This is a genomic window from Methylobacterium sp. CM6247 (assembly GCF_054817925.1).
This window is the reverse complement of the sequence record NZ_JBTXKX010000003.1, coordinates 4,948,630-4,963,876: the sequence shown is the minus strand read 5'-3', so window position 1 is coordinate 4,963,876 and position 15,247 is coordinate 4,948,630. Positions and strand designations below refer to the sequence as shown.

Annotated in this window: 13 protein-coding genes, 1 tRNA gene and 1 pseudogene; 6 read left to right on the top strand and 9 right to left on the bottom strand. The window is 65.5% G+C overall.

Features of this window, described 5'->3' with window-relative positions:
* The first annotated feature begins 266 nt into the window (after nt 1-266).
* The gene (locus ACYQOP_RS24535; protein ID WP_461224692.1) at nt 267-1,061 is read left to right on the top strand and encodes a bestrophin-like domain; all 795 of its coding nucleotides are present in this window, start codon (nt 267-269) and stop codon (nt 1,059-1,061) included.
* Between the two features lie 50 nt (nt 1,062-1,111).
* On the opposite strand, the gene ACYQOP_RS24530 is transcribed toward ACYQOP_RS24535, so the two are convergent.
* The 3 genes from ACYQOP_RS24530 to ACYQOP_RS24520 all read right to left on the bottom strand — a co-directional run bounded on the left by ACYQOP_RS24530 (nt 1,112) and on the right by ACYQOP_RS24520 (nt 3,495).
* Nucleotides 1,112-1,309 carry a hypothetical protein gene (locus ACYQOP_RS24530; protein ID WP_461224690.1) on the bottom strand — a complete coding sequence of 66 codons (198 nt, stop codon included), beginning with the start codon at nt 1,307-1,309 and terminating at the stop codon, nt 1,112-1,114.
* 268 nt (nt 1,310-1,577) lie between these two features.
* Nucleotides 1,578-2,567 (bottom strand): alpha/beta hydrolase fold domain-containing protein, encoded by a 990-nt coding sequence (locus ACYQOP_RS24525; RefSeq protein ID WP_461224688.1) that lies wholly within the window; start codon nt 2,565-2,567, stop codon nt 1,578-1,580.
* 418 nt (nt 2,568-2,985) lie between these two features.
* Complete coding sequence (locus ACYQOP_RS24520) at nt 2,986-3,495, bottom strand: MarR family winged helix-turn-helix transcriptional regulator (protein WP_461224686.1); 510 nt, start codon at nt 3,493-3,495, stop codon at nt 2,986-2,988.
* A gap of 96 nt (nt 3,496-3,591) precedes the next feature.
* Between ACYQOP_RS24520 and ACYQOP_RS24515 the strand changes: the two genes are divergently transcribed.
* Together ACYQOP_RS24515 and ACYQOP_RS24510 are read left to right on the top strand one after the other, a co-directional pair.
* Nucleotides 3,592-4,758: an MFS transporter gene (locus ACYQOP_RS24515; RefSeq protein ID WP_461224684.1), complete on the top strand. Its 1,167-nt coding sequence runs from the start codon at nt 3,592-3,594 to the stop codon at nt 4,756-4,758.
* Nucleotides 4,733-5,724 (top strand): annotated as a pseudogene (locus tag ACYQOP_RS24510) (alpha/beta fold hydrolase). Before ACYQOP_RS24515 ends, ACYQOP_RS24510 begins: the two are co-directional and overlap by 26 nt.
* Nucleotide 5,725: 1 nt before the next feature.
* Here the strand turns inward: ACYQOP_RS24510 and ACYQOP_RS24505 are convergent.
* The 6 genes from ACYQOP_RS24505 to ACYQOP_RS24480 form a co-directional block, all read right to left on the bottom strand.
* A tRNA-Ser gene (locus ACYQOP_RS24505) sits at nt 5,726-5,817 on the bottom strand.
* Nucleotides 5,818-5,829: 12 nt separating this feature from the next.
* Nucleotides 5,830-6,660 carry a glycosyltransferase family 2 protein gene (locus tag ACYQOP_RS24500; RefSeq protein WP_461224682.1) on the bottom strand — a complete coding sequence of 277 codons (831 nt, stop codon included), beginning with the start codon at nt 6,658-6,660 and terminating at the stop codon, nt 5,830-5,832.
* 99 nt (nt 6,661-6,759) lie between these two features.
* The gene (locus tag ACYQOP_RS24495) at nt 6,760-8,298 is read right to left on the bottom strand and encodes an acyl-CoA synthetase (RefSeq protein WP_461224680.1); all 1,539 of its coding nucleotides are present in this window, start codon (nt 8,296-8,298) and stop codon (nt 6,760-6,762) included.
* Between the two features lie 123 nt (nt 8,299-8,421).
* Nucleotides 8,422-9,804: a methyl-accepting chemotaxis protein gene (locus ACYQOP_RS24490; protein WP_461224678.1), complete on the bottom strand. Its 1,383-nt coding sequence runs from the start codon at nt 9,802-9,804 to the stop codon at nt 8,422-8,424.
* 512 nt (nt 9,805-10,316) lie between these two features.
* Nucleotides 10,317-12,521 carry a sensor histidine kinase gene (locus tag ACYQOP_RS24485; RefSeq protein WP_419951959.1) on the bottom strand — a complete coding sequence of 735 codons (2,205 nt, stop codon included), beginning with the start codon at nt 12,519-12,521 and terminating at the stop codon, nt 10,317-10,319.
* Between the two features lie 65 nt (nt 12,522-12,586).
* Nucleotides 12,587-12,892, bottom strand: a complete 306-nt coding sequence (locus ACYQOP_RS24480; protein WP_056430561.1) for an Rdx family protein — start codon at nt 12,890-12,892, stop codon at nt 12,587-12,589.
* Between the two features lie 199 nt (nt 12,893-13,091).
* Between ACYQOP_RS24480 and ACYQOP_RS24475 the strand changes: the two genes are divergently transcribed.
* From ACYQOP_RS24475 to ACYQOP_RS24465, 3 genes are read left to right on the top strand one after another with little or no spacing between them, the layout of a single operon-like run.
* On the top strand, nt 13,092-13,745 hold the full coding sequence (locus tag ACYQOP_RS24475) for a LemA family protein (RefSeq protein WP_156467849.1): 654 nt from the start codon (nt 13,092-13,094) through the stop codon (nt 13,743-13,745).
* 7 nt (nt 13,746-13,752) lie between these two features.
* The gene (locus ACYQOP_RS24470) at nt 13,753-14,541 is read left to right on the top strand and encodes a TPM domain-containing protein (protein ID WP_461224676.1); all 789 of its coding nucleotides are present in this window, start codon (nt 13,753-13,755) and stop codon (nt 14,539-14,541) included.
* Between the two features lies 1 nt (nt 14,542).
* Entirely contained in the window at nt 14,543-15,154 is a 612-nt protein-coding gene (locus ACYQOP_RS24465) for a TPM domain-containing protein (RefSeq protein WP_207410641.1), read from the top strand.
* The last annotated feature ends 93 nt before the right edge of the window (nt 15,155-15,247 follow it).

Sequence of the window (15,247 nt, the reverse complement as noted above, 5' to 3'; positions counted from 1 at the left end):
CCCTTGGCTTCGTCTCCTGTCGTCCGACCCTCGCATCGACGATGTGTCGACAGGCTGACGCAACGATGCCGCATCGCCTCATGGCCACTGCCACGATGAGAACGTGAGCGTCCTGTGAGGTTGATGTTCCGAAATCCGGCGGATGAAGGATGGCCCCGCGCCATCCGAGCCGGTCGTGCCAGAGCCCATCACGGACAGGCGCGAACGCCGCATATCCCTTCGCCGGCGGCTGCTTTATCGAAGGCCGCGCCAACCGACCCGGACCCATGCCGATGCTCACGTTCTGGCTCGATCAGCCGATCTGGTTGATTTTCGGAAGTCTCGCCTGTCTCGTCCTGGCCTGGTGCCTGATGCTGATCACCCTGACGAACACCAAGCGGACGCGTCCCTTCATCGTCGGTGTCTCGACCGGCATCGCTCCTGCCTTCGTCGGCGTGGTCTCGGTCCTGCTGTCGCTCCTGATTGGCTTTGTCGCCAACGATGCCTGGGAGCGTCAGCGCCAGGCGTCCCGCGTCGTACAGACGGAGAGCGCCCAGGCGCGTGCCGTCTACAATCTGAGCCGATCCGTATCCAAGGACCTGCCGGACTTCCGCATCCTGCTCGCGGATTACATCGAGTCGATCGTCGACGAGGAATGGCCCGCCATGGCGAAAGGCGGAAAGGCGTCGTCACGAGCCGACCACGCCTTCGGCAAACTGCTTCAGGCGGTGGTGGCGCCGAATTTCGACGTAGTCGTCGGGAAAGCCAACCATTCGGCCCTCCTCGCAGCGGTGCTCAACCTGCAGACCGCGCGCAGCGAAAGGCTCGCCCTGAGCGAGATGGAGGGCGACGACAGCAAATGGGTGACCCTATTCGCTCTCTCGGCTCTCGCCCTTCTGGTCATCGCCGCCATTCATGTGGAGCGACCGTCGTCTCAGGCCGCTTCCCTGAGCATCTTCGGCTCCGCGCTGGTGATCACCCTGGGGGTGATCGCCATGCACGAACGTCCGTTCGATGGCCCGCTCGCCCTCGGCCCGAGCTTGTTGGATCAAGTCCGCACGCTCGTCGTAGCCGCCGGCTGAGAGCGACGCTTCGCGCCATATGCGCGGATCCCAGCCGGTCTGCCGTCGGGCTACCGCAGGGTGGGAGACTCCCCGGGCTGAAGAGCGCGCTGTTCATCCGCGTCGCTGACGGCGTTGAGGCGCTCGAGATGCTCGAAAACGTGCTCGAAGGCTTGCGTGACAGCCTGCTCGAAGGAACCGTCGCCCTTGCCCTGGGCGTCTTTCAGCGCGGCCAGGAGAGCCTTGTGTTTCTCGGTGTCGCTCGACATCGCCATCTCCGAGGCCGGGCGGAATGCCGGCTCGAAGGGGCAAGCACGAGGTCGGTGTCGGGTTCCCATTCGGTCGGGGCTGCCGGCGAGGCCATGAACTCGTCCGTCAGATTGTCACCGATGATGGTCGGTTTGCGCAGACCCATCCAAGATGGATCGTGCGGTCAAAAGACCGCGCAGGCCTCGCCCCCCACGACGGGGGAGGGCGAGGCGTCCATCGACGGAGACCGCCTCCGCGAAAAACTATAGTCCGAGGACGGGAAGGCGGTCAGAGGTCCGACTTCGGGTCGGCTTTGCCACCGCCTCCGGGGATGGGTCCCCCGAGCGTCGCCTTGAACCATGCGACGACCCGATCGATCACCGGCTGCTGAAACCAAGTGAGGTCGCCATGGCCCGCTCCTTCGACCAGCACATAGTCCGCCTTGCCGCCCCTTGCCCGCAGGCCTTCGAACAATTGCTTGCTCTGCACCGGCGAGACGAGCCTGTCGGCGGTTCCGTGCATGATCAGGAAGGGCGGTTCGTCGCCGCCGAGATGACCCATGGGACTTGCGGCCAGCGCCCTGTCGGAATCGGCTGAAATCGAAGCACCGGGAAAGTCACGAAAAGCCGGCCCGTTGACGAGAAGCGCCTCCGTCACAGCAGGCGATTGGTGCATGAGTTGGACCGCCGGCGAAAATCCCTCACCGATATTGAGGAGGTTCGAGATTCCGTAGAGGGTGACGGCCGCTTGCACATCCGACGGCTGATCGAGATGATCGCCCTTGTCGAAGGCTTTCTCTCCACCGGTGACGCCCACCATCTGGGAGAGATAGCCGCCGGCGGAATCACCGAGGACGCCGATCCGGGTCGGGTCTATGCCATACTCGGCCGCGTGAGCCCGCAGGTAACGTACGGCGGCCTTGCCGTCCTCCACCAGCGCCGGGAACCTGTCGGGGACGACACGATACTCGGCGGCGGCAACGACGAAGCCGGCCGCGGCCAGAGCCGAGCGCAGCTCGAAGTATTTCTCATGATCAGCCGAGGTGAAACCACCGCCCGGGAAATACACGATCGCAGGCTTCTTGTCTTTGGTGCGCGGCACGAGCAGCGACATGCGCAATTGCCGGATCGCACGCATCGAACGGATCTGGGAATAGATCACACCACTGATCTGATCGACCTGGCTCCGGTTTCCTTCCACCCGAACGACCTGAGCCCCCTCGGAATAACCTGGCAGCTGCGCGTCGCCTGCCGAGGCCTGCTGGGTAAGAACACTCACAGCGATGACGCCTCCCAAACTAAGGGCCTGGATCATTCTCATGTGATGCGCCTTTGTCGGTTGCGGTGCGACCCTTCTACACCACGAACCGGCAAGGACATGTGTCAGCGCCATAGCCTCAGCGGTGCAGCCGAACGGAAGCGATAGAAGGCCCGTCATCCGTCGCAAGTCGCTCAGGAAGCACGCCGACATGTTCGAAATATCCGAGATCCAGCGAGGTAATGAGATCGCGCCATGCGGCCTTCGCTCGCGGCTGAACGCTCGATCCGGCAACGCCGGTCACGATGCCGGCTTAGCTGAGACGGGGAAGAGCGACGGAGGGGAAATCGACGGCATTCGGAAACCGAACGGTCGTGTACGTCGCCGGCTTGGCCAAGATGGCGGGCCACGCCCGATGATGATGAGCACTACGTCTACGCTATAGCCCTCTAACGCCGTCCGCGTGCTGCTGCGATCGGATCAATTTGCCGAGGAGCGCGGCAAGCTGACCTCGCTCCTGCTCATCCAGACCACTGACGATGCTCTGCTGATTTGCGATGTGAGCCTCTACCGCGCGATCGATCAACGCCAGACCATCGGCCGTCAGCGCCACCAACGTTCCCCGTTTATCCGCCGGGTTGGGCCTCCGCTCGACCAGTCCGCCATTCTCGAGCCGATCGAGGCGATTGGTCATGCTTCCAGATGAAATCATCGCCGCCTCATAGAGCGCGGTGGGCGTGAGCGCATACGGTGTGCCGCTGCGCCGGAGCGTCGCAAGCACGTCGAACTCGCCGGGTTGCAGGCCAAATTCCGCAAATAGCGGATTGAGCCGATCCCGCGAGATCTGCAGCGCTGCTTCACCCAGCCGTCCCAGCAGCACCATCGGCCCGATATCGAGATCGGGCCGTTCGCGGGCCCATTGTTCCGCAGCCATTGCAGCCCTGTCCATTCCGCGCCCCTATCTTGACGTCGAGATACATATCTCTATGTAGAGATAATATTGAACGCGGCGACCCTGACAAGGTCATATTGCTCGGAGACCATCATGCGGGAAACATCAGGTCGTATGCTGTTTCCGGCCGCAATCCTGCTCGTCGGCATCAATCTGCGCCCGGCACTGGCCTCGGTCGGCGCACTGCTCGACGCGATCCAGCGCGACACGGGCCTTGGCGACATCGGCGCGAGTCTGCTGACCACGTTCCCGGTTTTATTGATGGGCATCTGCCTGCTGGGAACGGCATGGCTGCGCGGATGGATGGGAGAGCGGGCAGGCATCGCCTCTGGTGTCCTGCTCATTCTCCTCGCCTGCCTGGGCCGCTGGGTGTGGCCGCAGGAGGCAGCTTTGGTGTTGACCGCCATCGTTGGCGGCGTCGGCATCGCCATCGTTCAGTCGCTGATGCCGGGCGCCATCCGCCGTCGAGCGGGACCACGGAGCGGGCGCCTGATGGGCTTTTACTCCACCGCGATCATGGGTGGAGCGTTGATGTCAAGCATGGCGGGCGCCTGGATCACGCGGGCATTGGGCTGGCCGACCGCGCTGGGCATTTGGGCATTGCCTGCCCTCCTCGGGCTGTGCGTCTGGCTTCTGGTACCGCGGGGACCGCAAGAGAGAATAGGATCAGTGCAACGCAGCCCGGTGCACCATGCGCCACGCGCCTGGCTGTTGATGCTGTTCTTCGGCTTCGGCACGGGTGCCTATACGCTCGTCCTCGCCTGGCTGCCGCCCTTCTACACCCAGCTCGGCTGGTCCGAGCAGGCGGCCGGCGCGATGCTTGGAGCCGTCACGCTGTCTGAGGTGGTCGCAGGCATTACCGTCTCGCTTTGGGTTGATCGATCGCCAGATCGTCGCGCGGTGTTGTTCACCGCGATTGCCGCGCTGCTGACGGGAATGCTCTGCCTCTGCGTGGCGCCACTGCAGCTCGCATGGGCGGCGGCGCTGCTGGCGGGGCTCGGCATTGGCGCGCTCTTCCCGCTCTCGCTGATCGTCGCGATGGATCATGGCGACGATGCCGAACAGGCAAGCGCGCTCGCCGGCTTCGTGCAGGGTGGGGGCTATGTCCTCGCCGCCGCGCTGCCGCTGGTCGCCGGACTGCTGCGTCAGCATCTGGCGGACCTCACCCCCGCCTGGTGGCTGATGGCGGGACTGTGCCTCGCGCTCGCGCTCATCGCCGCGCGCTTTCGCCCCGGTGACCGTCTCTTCCTCCGCCTCTGACGACAGGAGTCTTACAAAGGCTTTTTACGACACGGCTAGCCGCACCAATTATTTCATCGAATTCGGCGCTGGCCGCCCTATCGTCCTTCTGCATGGCATCAGTAATTCAGGCCGCGCATGGGGACCACAGATCGCTCCGCTGGTCGAGGCAGGCTATCGGGTGATCGTGCCCGATCATGCCGGGCATGGCGCGTCGGGCAAGCTGACGACGCCCATAGGCGTCGCCGCGCTCGCGGGCGATATCGAAGCACTGCTCGCTCATCTGAATATAGGGCCTGTCGATCTGGTTGGCCTCCACTGGGGGGCATGATCGCGCTGGAGCTTGCGCTCCGAGACCCGGAACGTATCGGCCGACTGGTCGTGGCGAACAGCTTCGACAAGACAAGCACGCCCGTCTTCCACGCGCTGGCGGAAGGCTGGGCGACGATTTTCGAGCGCCCCGGTGGTCCGGTTCAACAGTTGGAACAAAGCTGGCCGTCGCTTGTCTCTCCCGCGTTCCAGACGACACCGGAGGGTTTGCGGACCTATCAAGTCTGGCATGACATAGCGGCGACGGCCGATGGCGCCTCGCTCGCCCATGTTGCGCGCGGCATCGGCGCGTTCGACGTCACCGAACGCATCGCCTCGTTCGCCATGCCGACGCTTTTCATCGCAGGCAACCTCGATGGGATGTCCCCGCCCGAGACCAGCCATCGCATGGCCGAGCGCGCGCCACAGGGCCGCTACGCCGGAATCGACGGCGCCGCACACATCTCCAACGTCGATTCAGCGGATCGGTTTTCAGCCCGACTGCTGGATTTTCTGGGTGAAGGGACGGAGAGGCCCGATATACCCGGATCAAATGGACAGAAGAATCTGCGGCGCGGGTGGATGGCGCCTGCCCCCACGGACTGCGTCCAAGCAGAGACCCGCGGTGGTTGTGTATCGACCGCGCAGAATGGCGCACCATGGCGTAGAAGCGGCTAAATGGCGGAGACGGAGGGATTCGAACCCTCGATACCCCTTTCGGGGTATGCTCATTTAGCAAACGAGTGCCTTCAGCCGCTCGGCCACGTCTCCGTAGGGGTGGCTCTAGAATTTCGCGTCGGACGGGTCAACCCGCTTCGCTGGCTCGATAGGCGCCAATGGGGTGGAAATCCGTGCGTTGCGGCGTTCATAATGCTTGGCGACCCTCAGATGGCGGGAGATCGCGTAGTTCGCGGCGGTGAGGAAGCCGTAGACGCCGCGGACGAAATGGCGCCGTCCGATATAGGCTTTGAGGAAATTGAGCGGCAGCTCCACGAAGATCCGCCAGGTCGGGATGGTGACGCCGCGGGTTTCGAGATCCCGCGCCTGCTGGTCGGAATAGCGGTTGAGCTTGTCGAGCTGGTCACCGAGCGAGCGGACGGAGAAGTGGTGGATGACCCCCTTCACGCGTCCGACGCTGGCGCCGGGATCGAGTTCCACCCGGTCGTGGACGGGGGAGGGTGAGTAGCGGCCCCTGTCCTTGCGATAGAGGCGGACGGGATGCAGGGCATAGGCCCAGGGATGGGGCTTCGTCTCACCGGGGAAGATCTCCGCGATGGCGATGCGATAGGCCGGATGGGCGGGCTCGCCGGCGGCGAACAGGGCGCGGATGGCGTCGGACAGGTCCGGCGGCACCACCTCGTCCGCATCGAGGTTAAGCAGCCAGTCGTGACAGCAGACGGTCTCGGCGAAGCGCTTCTGCGGGCCGTAGCCGGACCAGGCGTTGTGGATCACCCGCGCACCAAGGGAGGCCGCCAGGGCCTGCGTTCCATCGGTGGAGCCGGAATCGACCACGACGAGGTCGTCAGTCAGGTCGCGGACCGCGCGGATGGTCGCGCCGATCCGGTCGGCTTCGTTGAAGGCGATGAGGAAGATCGAGAGCGGCGGCGCGGACATGGGGAGGGCTCTACGGCATCGGCCCGGCTGGCCGATACTGTTTTCTCGACAGTGTCGTCATGGATCGAGGATCGTCGCCCCGGGCCGGCGGCGTCGTGCTCAGGCCGCGACCGGCTGGTCGCCCAGCCGCTTGCGTTGGACCTTCCCGTTGGCGGTACGGGGCAGCGCCTCCACGAACCGGATCTCGCGCGGGCATTTGTAGGCCGCCAGTCTCTCGGCGCACCAGGCCAGGATCGACGGTCCGTCCGCCTCCGCCCCAGGCTTAAGAACGACGAAAGCGGCGATGACCTTCAGGTCGGCCCGGACGGCGAGCTCGGCGACGCCGACTTCGGCCACGGAGGGATGCAAGCCGACCACGCCCTCGACCTCGTTGGGAGAGACCCGGTAGCCGAGAGCGTTCATCAGATCGTCGTTGCGCCCGTGGAACCAGAGGTAGCCGTCCTCGTCCAAGCTCGCGAGATCGCCGCCGGCGAACCATTCGCCGCGCAGAACCGAGGCTTCTTCGTCGGGCCGGTTCCAGTAGCCGAGCATCAAGCCCGGCTCCGTGCGGTGGATGGCCAGAAGCCCGGTCTCGCCTTTGGGCAAAGGCTCGCTCGGCCCGTCCACGGGCAGGATCGCCACGCGGCGCCCGGGCTGGGGCATGCCGGGAGAACCGGGCTTCACCGGAATGGTGGGACCGCTGGAGATGTAGGTGGAGATTTCACTCATGCCGAGCGCTTCGTAGAGCGGCTTACCGGTCCGCCGCGTCCAGGCCTCCAGCAAGTCGGCGGGCAGGGCCTCGCCAGCGGTGCAGCCGTGGCGCAGCCGGGACAGATCGCAGGAATCGAGATCGGCATATTTCAGGATCTGTCGGTAGACGCTCGGCACGGCGGCAAACAGCGTCGCACCGTGGCGGGCGATGAGACTGGGCCAGATGGCAGGATCACGGGGCCCATCGTAGAGCACGCTCGTGGCGCCGCAGGACCAGGGATCGGTGATCCCGACGCCCAGCGTGTAGGTCCAGTTCATGGTGCCGGCATGCAGCATGACGTCGGCCTCCGTCAGCCCCAGCCAATGCGCATGCATCGGACGTCGCCCCCAGATCGCCCGATGGGCGTGGAGCACGCCTTTCGGCCGGCTGGTGGTGCCGGAGGTGTAGACCAGGGTCGCCGGATCGTCCGCCGCGGTGTCGGCATACTCCGCCACCGGCTCGGCACGCTTCATCGCGGCGATCTCGGAGGGGCCGAGGACGATGCGGCCCTCGGCCTCCGCCGCGTCGATACGGTGGCCCGCCCCGGTCACCACGACGGCCGCACCGGAATTCTCCATAAGGAAAGCGGCCTCCGCCGGCGTCAGCTGGGGCGAGGAGGGGAGGGCCACGAGCCCGGCGGCGAGCGCGCCGAAATACACGAGGACGTAATCCGCCTCGTTGCCGATCCGGATCATCACCCGGTCGCCGCGTGTGAGGCCGAGGGAGAGAAAGCCGGCGGCAATGCCGCGCACGGCCCGGTCCGCCTCGGCGAAGGTGAGGCGCAGCGTCTCGCCTTCCGCGCCCGCCATGACGAGCGCCGTCTTGCCTCCCCGCAGGCGCGCATTGTCCGCGAGGCAGTGGCGGGCGGCATTGAAACGGGCCGGCAGGGAGGCGTCCGGGTGGATCATTCGAAAGGTTCGGGCTCTCTCGTGGCGATGCGCTCAAGCCATGACGAAACCTGCGGCCGGCAACAAGAGCCAGCCGCAGGATGTCGATGGGTTTGCCTGAGCGTCATCCGCGATGAGCGGCGATTACGCAGCCTTGGTGTCTAGCAACTCGTTGGCGGCGGCGAGCATCGACTTCATGGCAGCGGAAGCGGCCTGATAAGCAGGCGTCCCCACGTCCCAATTGTTCGCGGCGACGGCATCGATCATCTTCTTCGCTTCTTCGAGAGCGGTCTTCTCGGCATCGGCAAGACGGGCCAGCGCCGGGTGATCGCGCAACGGGCCGTTCCGCAACTCTGTGCAGACGCTGTGGTTCGCGATACCCAGCATCGTCGCTTCGGTGGACGCGGCCGGAGCGAGCCCGACCAGGATGCGGGCCAGCTTGCGCTTCCACATGCCCACATCCGCCGGCAGGCAGACCAGGCCATGAGCGCTGACGCGGCCGCTTTCCGCAGCCAAAGCGGTGCGGCCGAAGCTTTCCGCCTTCACGAGGCGGGTGGTGATCTTGTCGATCTCCTCGTGGGTCTTCGCGGCCTTACCGGCAATGTTCTGGACGCTGGTGGAGATTTCCGCGGTGGCAGAGCGCTGCTGCGAGAGCATGTGCGAGATCGCCTGATTCAGGTCGCTCGCCTGCGAGATCCGCTCGTTGGTCTGCTCGACCCGCGTCTCCAATTGCTCGACGATCGCCCGGCCGGAGGTGACGGCGGTCCGACTCTCGCCGACGGCCACCGAGATGGCTCCCATTTCGGCCGTGAGGGTGCTGAGCAGGCCACGGATTTCACCCGTCGACTTGGCGGTCTGGGCAGAGAGAGACTTGACCTCGGCGGCGACCACCGAGAATCCGCGTCCGGCTTCACCCGCACGCGCGGCCTCGATCGTGGCGTTCAGCGCGAGCAGATTGGTCTGAGCGGAAATCGACGCGATGGCGGTCGCCATTACTTCGATCTGAGCGATGGCTCGCTCTAGCACCACGACGCGCTCTGAAATGAGCGAGGTACGGGCTTCGATCTCCTGCATGGCGGATTTCGCCTCGCGCCCGTCGCCGATGCAGGCGCTCATGGCGGTCAGCGCGTCCTGGGCAACGGTGACGACCGTGTCGGACGTCTGAGAGACCTCGGCGATGGACGCCGCCAATTCCTCCGTGGCGCCGGCGATCGTCTGCGTGGCGCTCGCCACCTCACCGACATCATAGGTCATCCAGCCGATATTGATGGCGGCCTCCGAGGCTTCCTTCGCCATGGACGCGATGGAGGACAGGCTGCGCTGCTTATCGTCATCGCCATGGCTGCGAAGGCGCTCGAGGGCGGATTTGAGCTTACCGTCGGGCAGGTCGACGGCGCTCAAACCCTGGCTCGACATCAATGCTTCGACGGCCGCGCTCAGACGAACCTCATCGGCCTCGATCTGCTGGGCAACGGCAGGCACCGCAGTCGTGTCGGAGGCGGGACGCTTGCGGGAGAAGCCAATCATAAAACTACAACCCTGAGATATCGATAGGGCAATGTAATAAACTCTATTGTTTAATAGTGCCTTAGCATACCCGCTCTCCGCGACCGCCGGAACGCGAGAATGGTCGGCTTCCGTGAGCCGAACGCCAGTCGTCAATGGTAACCAAGCGGCTGGATTCTAATATTTTCTTCTTTCGAACAGTATCCGACCTGCTCCTCAAAAAACAGAATTACCAATCAAACCGCTGGTTCTTCTCCAGTATCACGCGTAGACGAAAATTGGCTGGCGCATACTCCAACCATGTATGTCGTCTCGCCATAAGAATTGATGTCGCGGCGGCACCGAACAAGAAACATACTTATAGTTGAATTCAATTTCGCCCAGTGTCGCACATGGGAGAGTAACTTTTTTGCGAAGTTCGCGCGCTCGACGTGAGCGACTGCATCGGATCGAAGGGCGAGCCACGATGGGGCGTCGTCCTCACGCACATGTTCGGGCGAGCGCGCATGACGACTTGTTCTAGGCGCGAGCGATCAGGCCGAATGAGGGAGAAGCGGTGCGGGTCGCAGCGGGACGAGGCCGGCCTTGCGCTCGAGCAAGGTCGGCGGCGGTACGGGCGCCTCGATCGAGCAGACAACACCGGTGGGCTCGAACAGGAGCTGAACCTCGCCGGCAAGCTCGCGCGCCAGACTACGCTCGATGAGGCGGGAACCGAAGCCGGTGCGTGTCGGCTGCGTCACGGGCGGTCCGCCGTTTTCGCTCCAGCGCAGAAGGAGGCGGGTCTCCGCCTCTTTCACGACGGACCAGGTGATTTTCACAGTCCCACCCTCCTGCGAGAGCGAGCCGTATTTGACCGCGTTGGTGCCGAGTTCATGCAGCGCCATGGCGATGGAGAGCGCAAGTCGCGGCGGCAGGCGCAGTTGCGGCCCGGACACGATGAAGCGGGATTGTCCCGCCCCGGTGGAATCGAGGGGAGCGATGGCATCCGCCACCACGTTGCCGAGTTCCGCACCCTCCCAGCTTTCGCGGGTGAGCACATCGTGCACCCGGGCGAGGGCGAGCAGCCTCGCCTCGAACGCGGCTTTTGCCGCCGCCGCCTCCACCGTGTCGAGGCCGCGCAGGGATTGCATGGCGATGGACTGGACGGTCGCGAGCGTGTTCTTCACACGGTGGTTGAGTTCGTGGATGAGGAGCAGGAGATGCTCCTCCGCCCGCTTGGCGTCGGTGATGTCGACGTTGCAGCCGGTATAGCCGAGGAAGGCCCCGGTATCGTCGAGGCGTGGCACGCCTTCGCAACGCAGCCAGCGTACCTCGCCGTCGCGATCCACCACCCGGACCTCCGCCCTCACGGGAAGACGCTCGGCAAAGGCCTCGGAGAACTTGGACGTGAACGCCGTCTGGTCGTCCGGATGGACGATCGTCTGCCACCCGCCGGCCGCCAGCGCGCTGGCGGGTTTTCCGAACAGATGGTCGAAATGCAGGTTGGCGAAGCTGATCTCGCCAAGCTCGTCGGTCATCCAGATCAATGCGGGGGCCGAATCCGCCATGTGCCGGAACCGCGCCTCGCTCTCGCGCAGGGCCGAGAGCCCGCGCTCCGTCTCGGCGAGCGCCGTATCGCGCTCTTCGCTGCGCGTGCGGAGGCGCAGGGATGCGTCCGCCAGAACGTCGCCGAGGCGGCGGATCTCGTGGATCGGCGAGGTGATGCGCGGAATCGCTTCGCCACGGGCGAGCGCCGGGCCGGACGCCACGAGCCGGCGCAATGGCTGCGAAACCTTCGACCAGAGATTGATGGCGAGGATCGACGACGTCGCCAGGACGAGGAGGCCGAAGCCGGTAAAGGCCCAGATCCATCCGCGCAGCCGCGCGTCCACGAGCGCCTTCGGAATCACGGCGCTCACCGTCCACCCGGTGAGGCGCGAGCGCGCCTCGACGACCGTGACGGGGCGCATGTTGAAATCCTTGCCCTCCCAGACTCCCGGCGTGTCGGTCTGGCGCTGGCGAAGAGTCGCCAGGCGCGGCCGCCCGACGATGGAGGCCGGGTCGGGAATACGGGCGAGGGCGATCCCATCCCGGTCCGAGACCCCCGTCATCCAGCCCTGGACGTATTCCCGGCTCAGGATGCCCTGCAGCCGGTTCACCGGCGCGAGAAAGCTCAGCAGGTAGACGACCTCGCCCTCGTTCTGCACCGGGACGGCGATGGCGTAGGTCGCCCGATCGGGCATGCTGCCCGACAGGATGCCGGAGATCATGGCCCGCTGCGTTCCGGATGTCAGCTCACGGTCGAAGGGCAAGGCGGTCTTCGGCAATGGGGCCCCGCGCGGGACCGACGTATTGACCAGTTGCTGCCCGTCCGGTTGGCGCAGGAGGATGTCGAGCCCGACGGTTTCGCGAACGAGGCGTGCCTGGGCGTCGAAATTCTCGAACTCCGCATCCTTCAGGCGGGGCGACGTCGCCAAGGTCTGCAGCACGGAGACGAGCCCCGCCGTATCGCGGTCGATGGACAGGGCGATGCCGCGAACGTTCTCGCGGGCGTCCTGCTCGAACCGTGCCCGCTCTGTTCCGGCATAGCGAAACAGCAGGATCGCGGTGAACAGAAGCCCGGGCCCGATCAGCGCCACGACGAGGGCGATCAGGTAGACCTGGGTCGAGAAGCCTCGATCCCGGATGCGTGCGAACAGCCGGCCCGGCGCCGTGCCCTGCCACCCACCGGTTCTCGTCCGTTCGAAAGCAGGTTCCATGTCGCCCTTGGACTCGGCGCTCTTCGGCTCTTGGTTCTTGATCTTGGCTTTCCCCGTCTCGGCGTTCATGGCCTATCGATGTGACCGAGATCCCGGCTCGGCGCCAGCCGATCGCGGACGCGCTGCTTCAAGGTCTTCACGTCGGGAAATCCCCCGTCCCGCGTTCGGTCCCAGATCGTCTCCGACCCGCAGACGATGATGAAGACGCCGCCTGTCCCCGGCACGAGGGCGACTTCGCCGACCTCGTCGCGGAAAGTGGAAAGAAGCTCCTGCGCCATCCAGCCGGCACGCAGGAGCCACTGGCACTGCGTGCAGTAGGTGATGGAAACCCTCGGTTTTTCGACCCGGGGGGTAGGTGGCAGTTCATCCATGGCCGGCACAGCGACCCATGCACGCTGCCTTGTCAACCTGCCCCCGTGGGAGTTCGACCTTGGGATGTGCGTGGAGTTTCGTCGCGGACGCATCGCGATCCGGCCTTTCACCGGCGGTATCACGCCCTATCTCAACATGCGTCGCCGGGCGGCAGGGGCGTGGACGCGCCATGCCGCGCCCGTCCACGAGGAGCCCCCGATGTTGTCAGTTCTGCGTCCCGACGCCACCGCGACCTTCGCGCCTTCGCCTCGACCCTCGGTGTTTCGCCGCATGCGGTCCGCGCTCGTCGCCGTCGCCCTGGCCACGACCCTCTCGGGCTGCGGCGCGATCAACCGGGTGCCCACGCTGGAGGAGAGCGCGAAATCCTCGTGGAGCGAGGTACAGAATCAGTACCAGCGCCGTGCCGACCTAATCCCGAATCTCGTGGAGACGGTGAAGGGCTACGCGCAGCAGGAGAAGGATGTCCTCGTCGGCGTCACGGAAGCCCGCGCCAAGGCCTCCAGCGTGAAGGTCGATGCCTCGACAGTGTCCGATCCCCAGAAGTTCAAGGAATTCCAGGACGCGCAGAATCAGCTCTCCGGCGCCCTCGGGCGGCTCCTCGTCACCGTGGAGCGCTATCCCGATCTGAAGTCGAACCAGAACTTCCTCGCGCTGCAGTCGCAGCTCGAAGGCACGGAGAACCGGATCGCCGTCGCGCGCCGCGACTATATCGGCGCCGTCCAGGCCTACAACACGGAGGTCCGCACGATCCCCGGCCGCTGGATCGCCGCATGGTTCTATCCGGAATCGAAGCCGATGGAGACGTTCACGGCGACGCCCAATTCGGACAAGCCTCCGTCCGTGAAGTTCTAGCGCGGTGATGAGGGCGGCGTTTCTTCGAGGGCGCGCGCTCGCGCCGGTCCTGGCGTTCGTCCTCGTCGTCCTGGCGGGGATGGTGCTGCTGGCGCGCGGCGAGGCTCTGGCCGCGGAGCCGACCTTCCCGTCCCTCAGCGGTCGCGTCGTGGATGCGGCCGGGATCCTCAAGCCGGACGAGATATCGGCGCTGGAAGCACAGCTGAAGGCCTACGAGGAGAAGACCTCCGATCAGGTCGTCGTCGCGACGGTGCCGAACCTGCAAGGGCTGACGATCGAGGATTACGGCAACCGGCTGTTCCGCTCCTGGGCCATCGGGCAGTCCAAGACCAACAACGGCGCACTTCTGCTGGTAGCGCCAAACGACCGTAAGGTGAGGATCGAGGTCGGCTACGGCCTCGAAGGGGCGCTGACCGACGCCTTGTCGAAGGTCATCATCACCACTTCCATCACGCCCCGCTTCAAGACGGGCGATTACGGCGGCGGCATCAAGGCCGGAATCGATGCCATGCTGTCGATCCTCAGCGGCGATGCCGAGGAATGGCAGCGCAGGGGCAAGGTACGCAGCGACGAGGCCGAGCCGTCCCATGTCATCGGCTTCATCATCCTGTTCCTGCTGATCCTGTTCGTCGTCTACCGGATGAATCGCGGTCGCCCGGGTGGCGGCTTCATCATCCTTCCCGGGCGATCGTCCGGCGGCTGGAGCGGTGGCGTCTCGGGCGGCTTCGGTGATGGCGGCGGCTTCTCGGGCGGAGGTGGCTCATCGGGAGGAGGCGGCGCCTCCGGGGATTGGTAGGATGCTGAGCGACACCGACAGGACGCGGATCGCCGGAGCGATCGCCAAGGCCGAATCGACGACATCGGCGGAGATCGTCGTTCTCGTCGCCGCCCGCGCCGGGCTGTACCGGTCCGCAGCCCTCGTACCGGCGCTGGCCCTCGGGCTCGCGGTGCCCTGGCCGCTGATCCTGTTCACGCCGTGGAGTGCGGCGTCGATCGCCCTGACGCAGGCTGCGGTCGTCCTCCTGGCGCTTGCCGCAGCCTCCCATCCGCGAACCCGTCTCGGCCTCGTTCCCCGCTCGATCCGGCGGGCGCGGGCCCATGAGGCGGCGACGAGGGAATTCGCCGCGCGCGGGTTGGCCGGGACGCGCGGGCGAACGGGCATCCTCATTTATCTCGCCGTCGCCGAGGGGCATGCGGAGATCGTCGCCGATACGGGCATCGCCTCGCGCATCTCTCCGGCGGCGTGGTCGTCGGCGATCGACTCGCTTCTGGCCTCGCTCCGACGGCGCGAGGCGACGGAGGGCCTCGTCACAGCCGTCGAGTCCATCGGCGCCATCCTCGAGCGACACCTGCCGCGCCGGCCGGGTGATATCGACGAGTTGCCGAACCGGGTGATCGTCACGGACTGACAGCGTCCGCGTCTTTGTATTTTTCTCCTCTGGCCCCGAAAGAATTTTTGAGCCAGAAGAGCCTTGACGATCCGCCATCAAGGACGGGTCGCG

Excerpts from the sequence above, each read along its gene's own strand:
- ACYQOP_RS24535 (WP_461224692.1), top strand. The coding sequence starts at position 267 with ATGCCGATGCTCACGTTCTGGCTCGATCAGCCGATCTGGTTGATTTTC.
- ACYQOP_RS24530 (WP_461224690.1), bottom strand. The coding sequence starts at position 1,309 with ATGTCGAGCGACACCGAGAAACACAAGGCTCTCCTGGCCGCGCTGAAA.
- ACYQOP_RS24520 (WP_461224686.1), bottom strand. The coding sequence starts at position 3,495 with ATGGACAGGGCTGCAATGGCTGCGGAACAATGGGCCCGCGAACGGCCC.
- ACYQOP_RS24515 (WP_461224684.1), top strand. The coding sequence starts at position 3,592 with ATGCGGGAAACATCAGGTCGTATGCTGTTTCCGGCCGCAATCCTGCTC.
- ACYQOP_RS24500 (WP_461224682.1), bottom strand. The coding sequence starts at position 6,660 with ATGTCCGCGCCGCCGCTCTCGATCTTCCTCATCGCCTTCAACGAAGCC.
- ACYQOP_RS24495 (WP_461224680.1), bottom strand. The coding sequence starts at position 8,298 with ATGATCCACCCGGACGCCTCCCTGCCGGCCCGTTTCAATGCCGCCCGC.
- ACYQOP_RS24490 (WP_461224678.1), bottom strand. The coding sequence starts at position 9,804 with ATGATTGGCTTCTCCCGCAAGCGTCCCGCCTCCGACACGACTGCGGTG.
- ACYQOP_RS24485 (WP_419951959.1), bottom strand. The coding sequence starts at position 12,521 with ATGGAACCTGCTTTCGAACGGACGAGAACCGGTGGGTGGCAGGGCACG.
- ACYQOP_RS24480 (WP_056430561.1), bottom strand. The coding sequence starts at position 12,892 with ATGGATGAACTGCCACCTACCCCCCGGGTCGAAAAACCGAGGGTTTCC.
- ACYQOP_RS24475 (WP_156467849.1), top strand. The coding sequence starts at position 13,092 with ATGTTGTCAGTTCTGCGTCCCGACGCCACCGCGACCTTCGCGCCTTCG.
- ACYQOP_RS24470 (WP_461224676.1), top strand. The coding sequence starts at position 13,753 with ATGAGGGCGGCGTTTCTTCGAGGGCGCGCGCTCGCGCCGGTCCTGGCG.
- ACYQOP_RS24465 (WP_207410641.1), top strand. The coding sequence starts at position 14,543 with ATGCTGAGCGACACCGACAGGACGCGGATCGCCGGAGCGATCGCCAAG.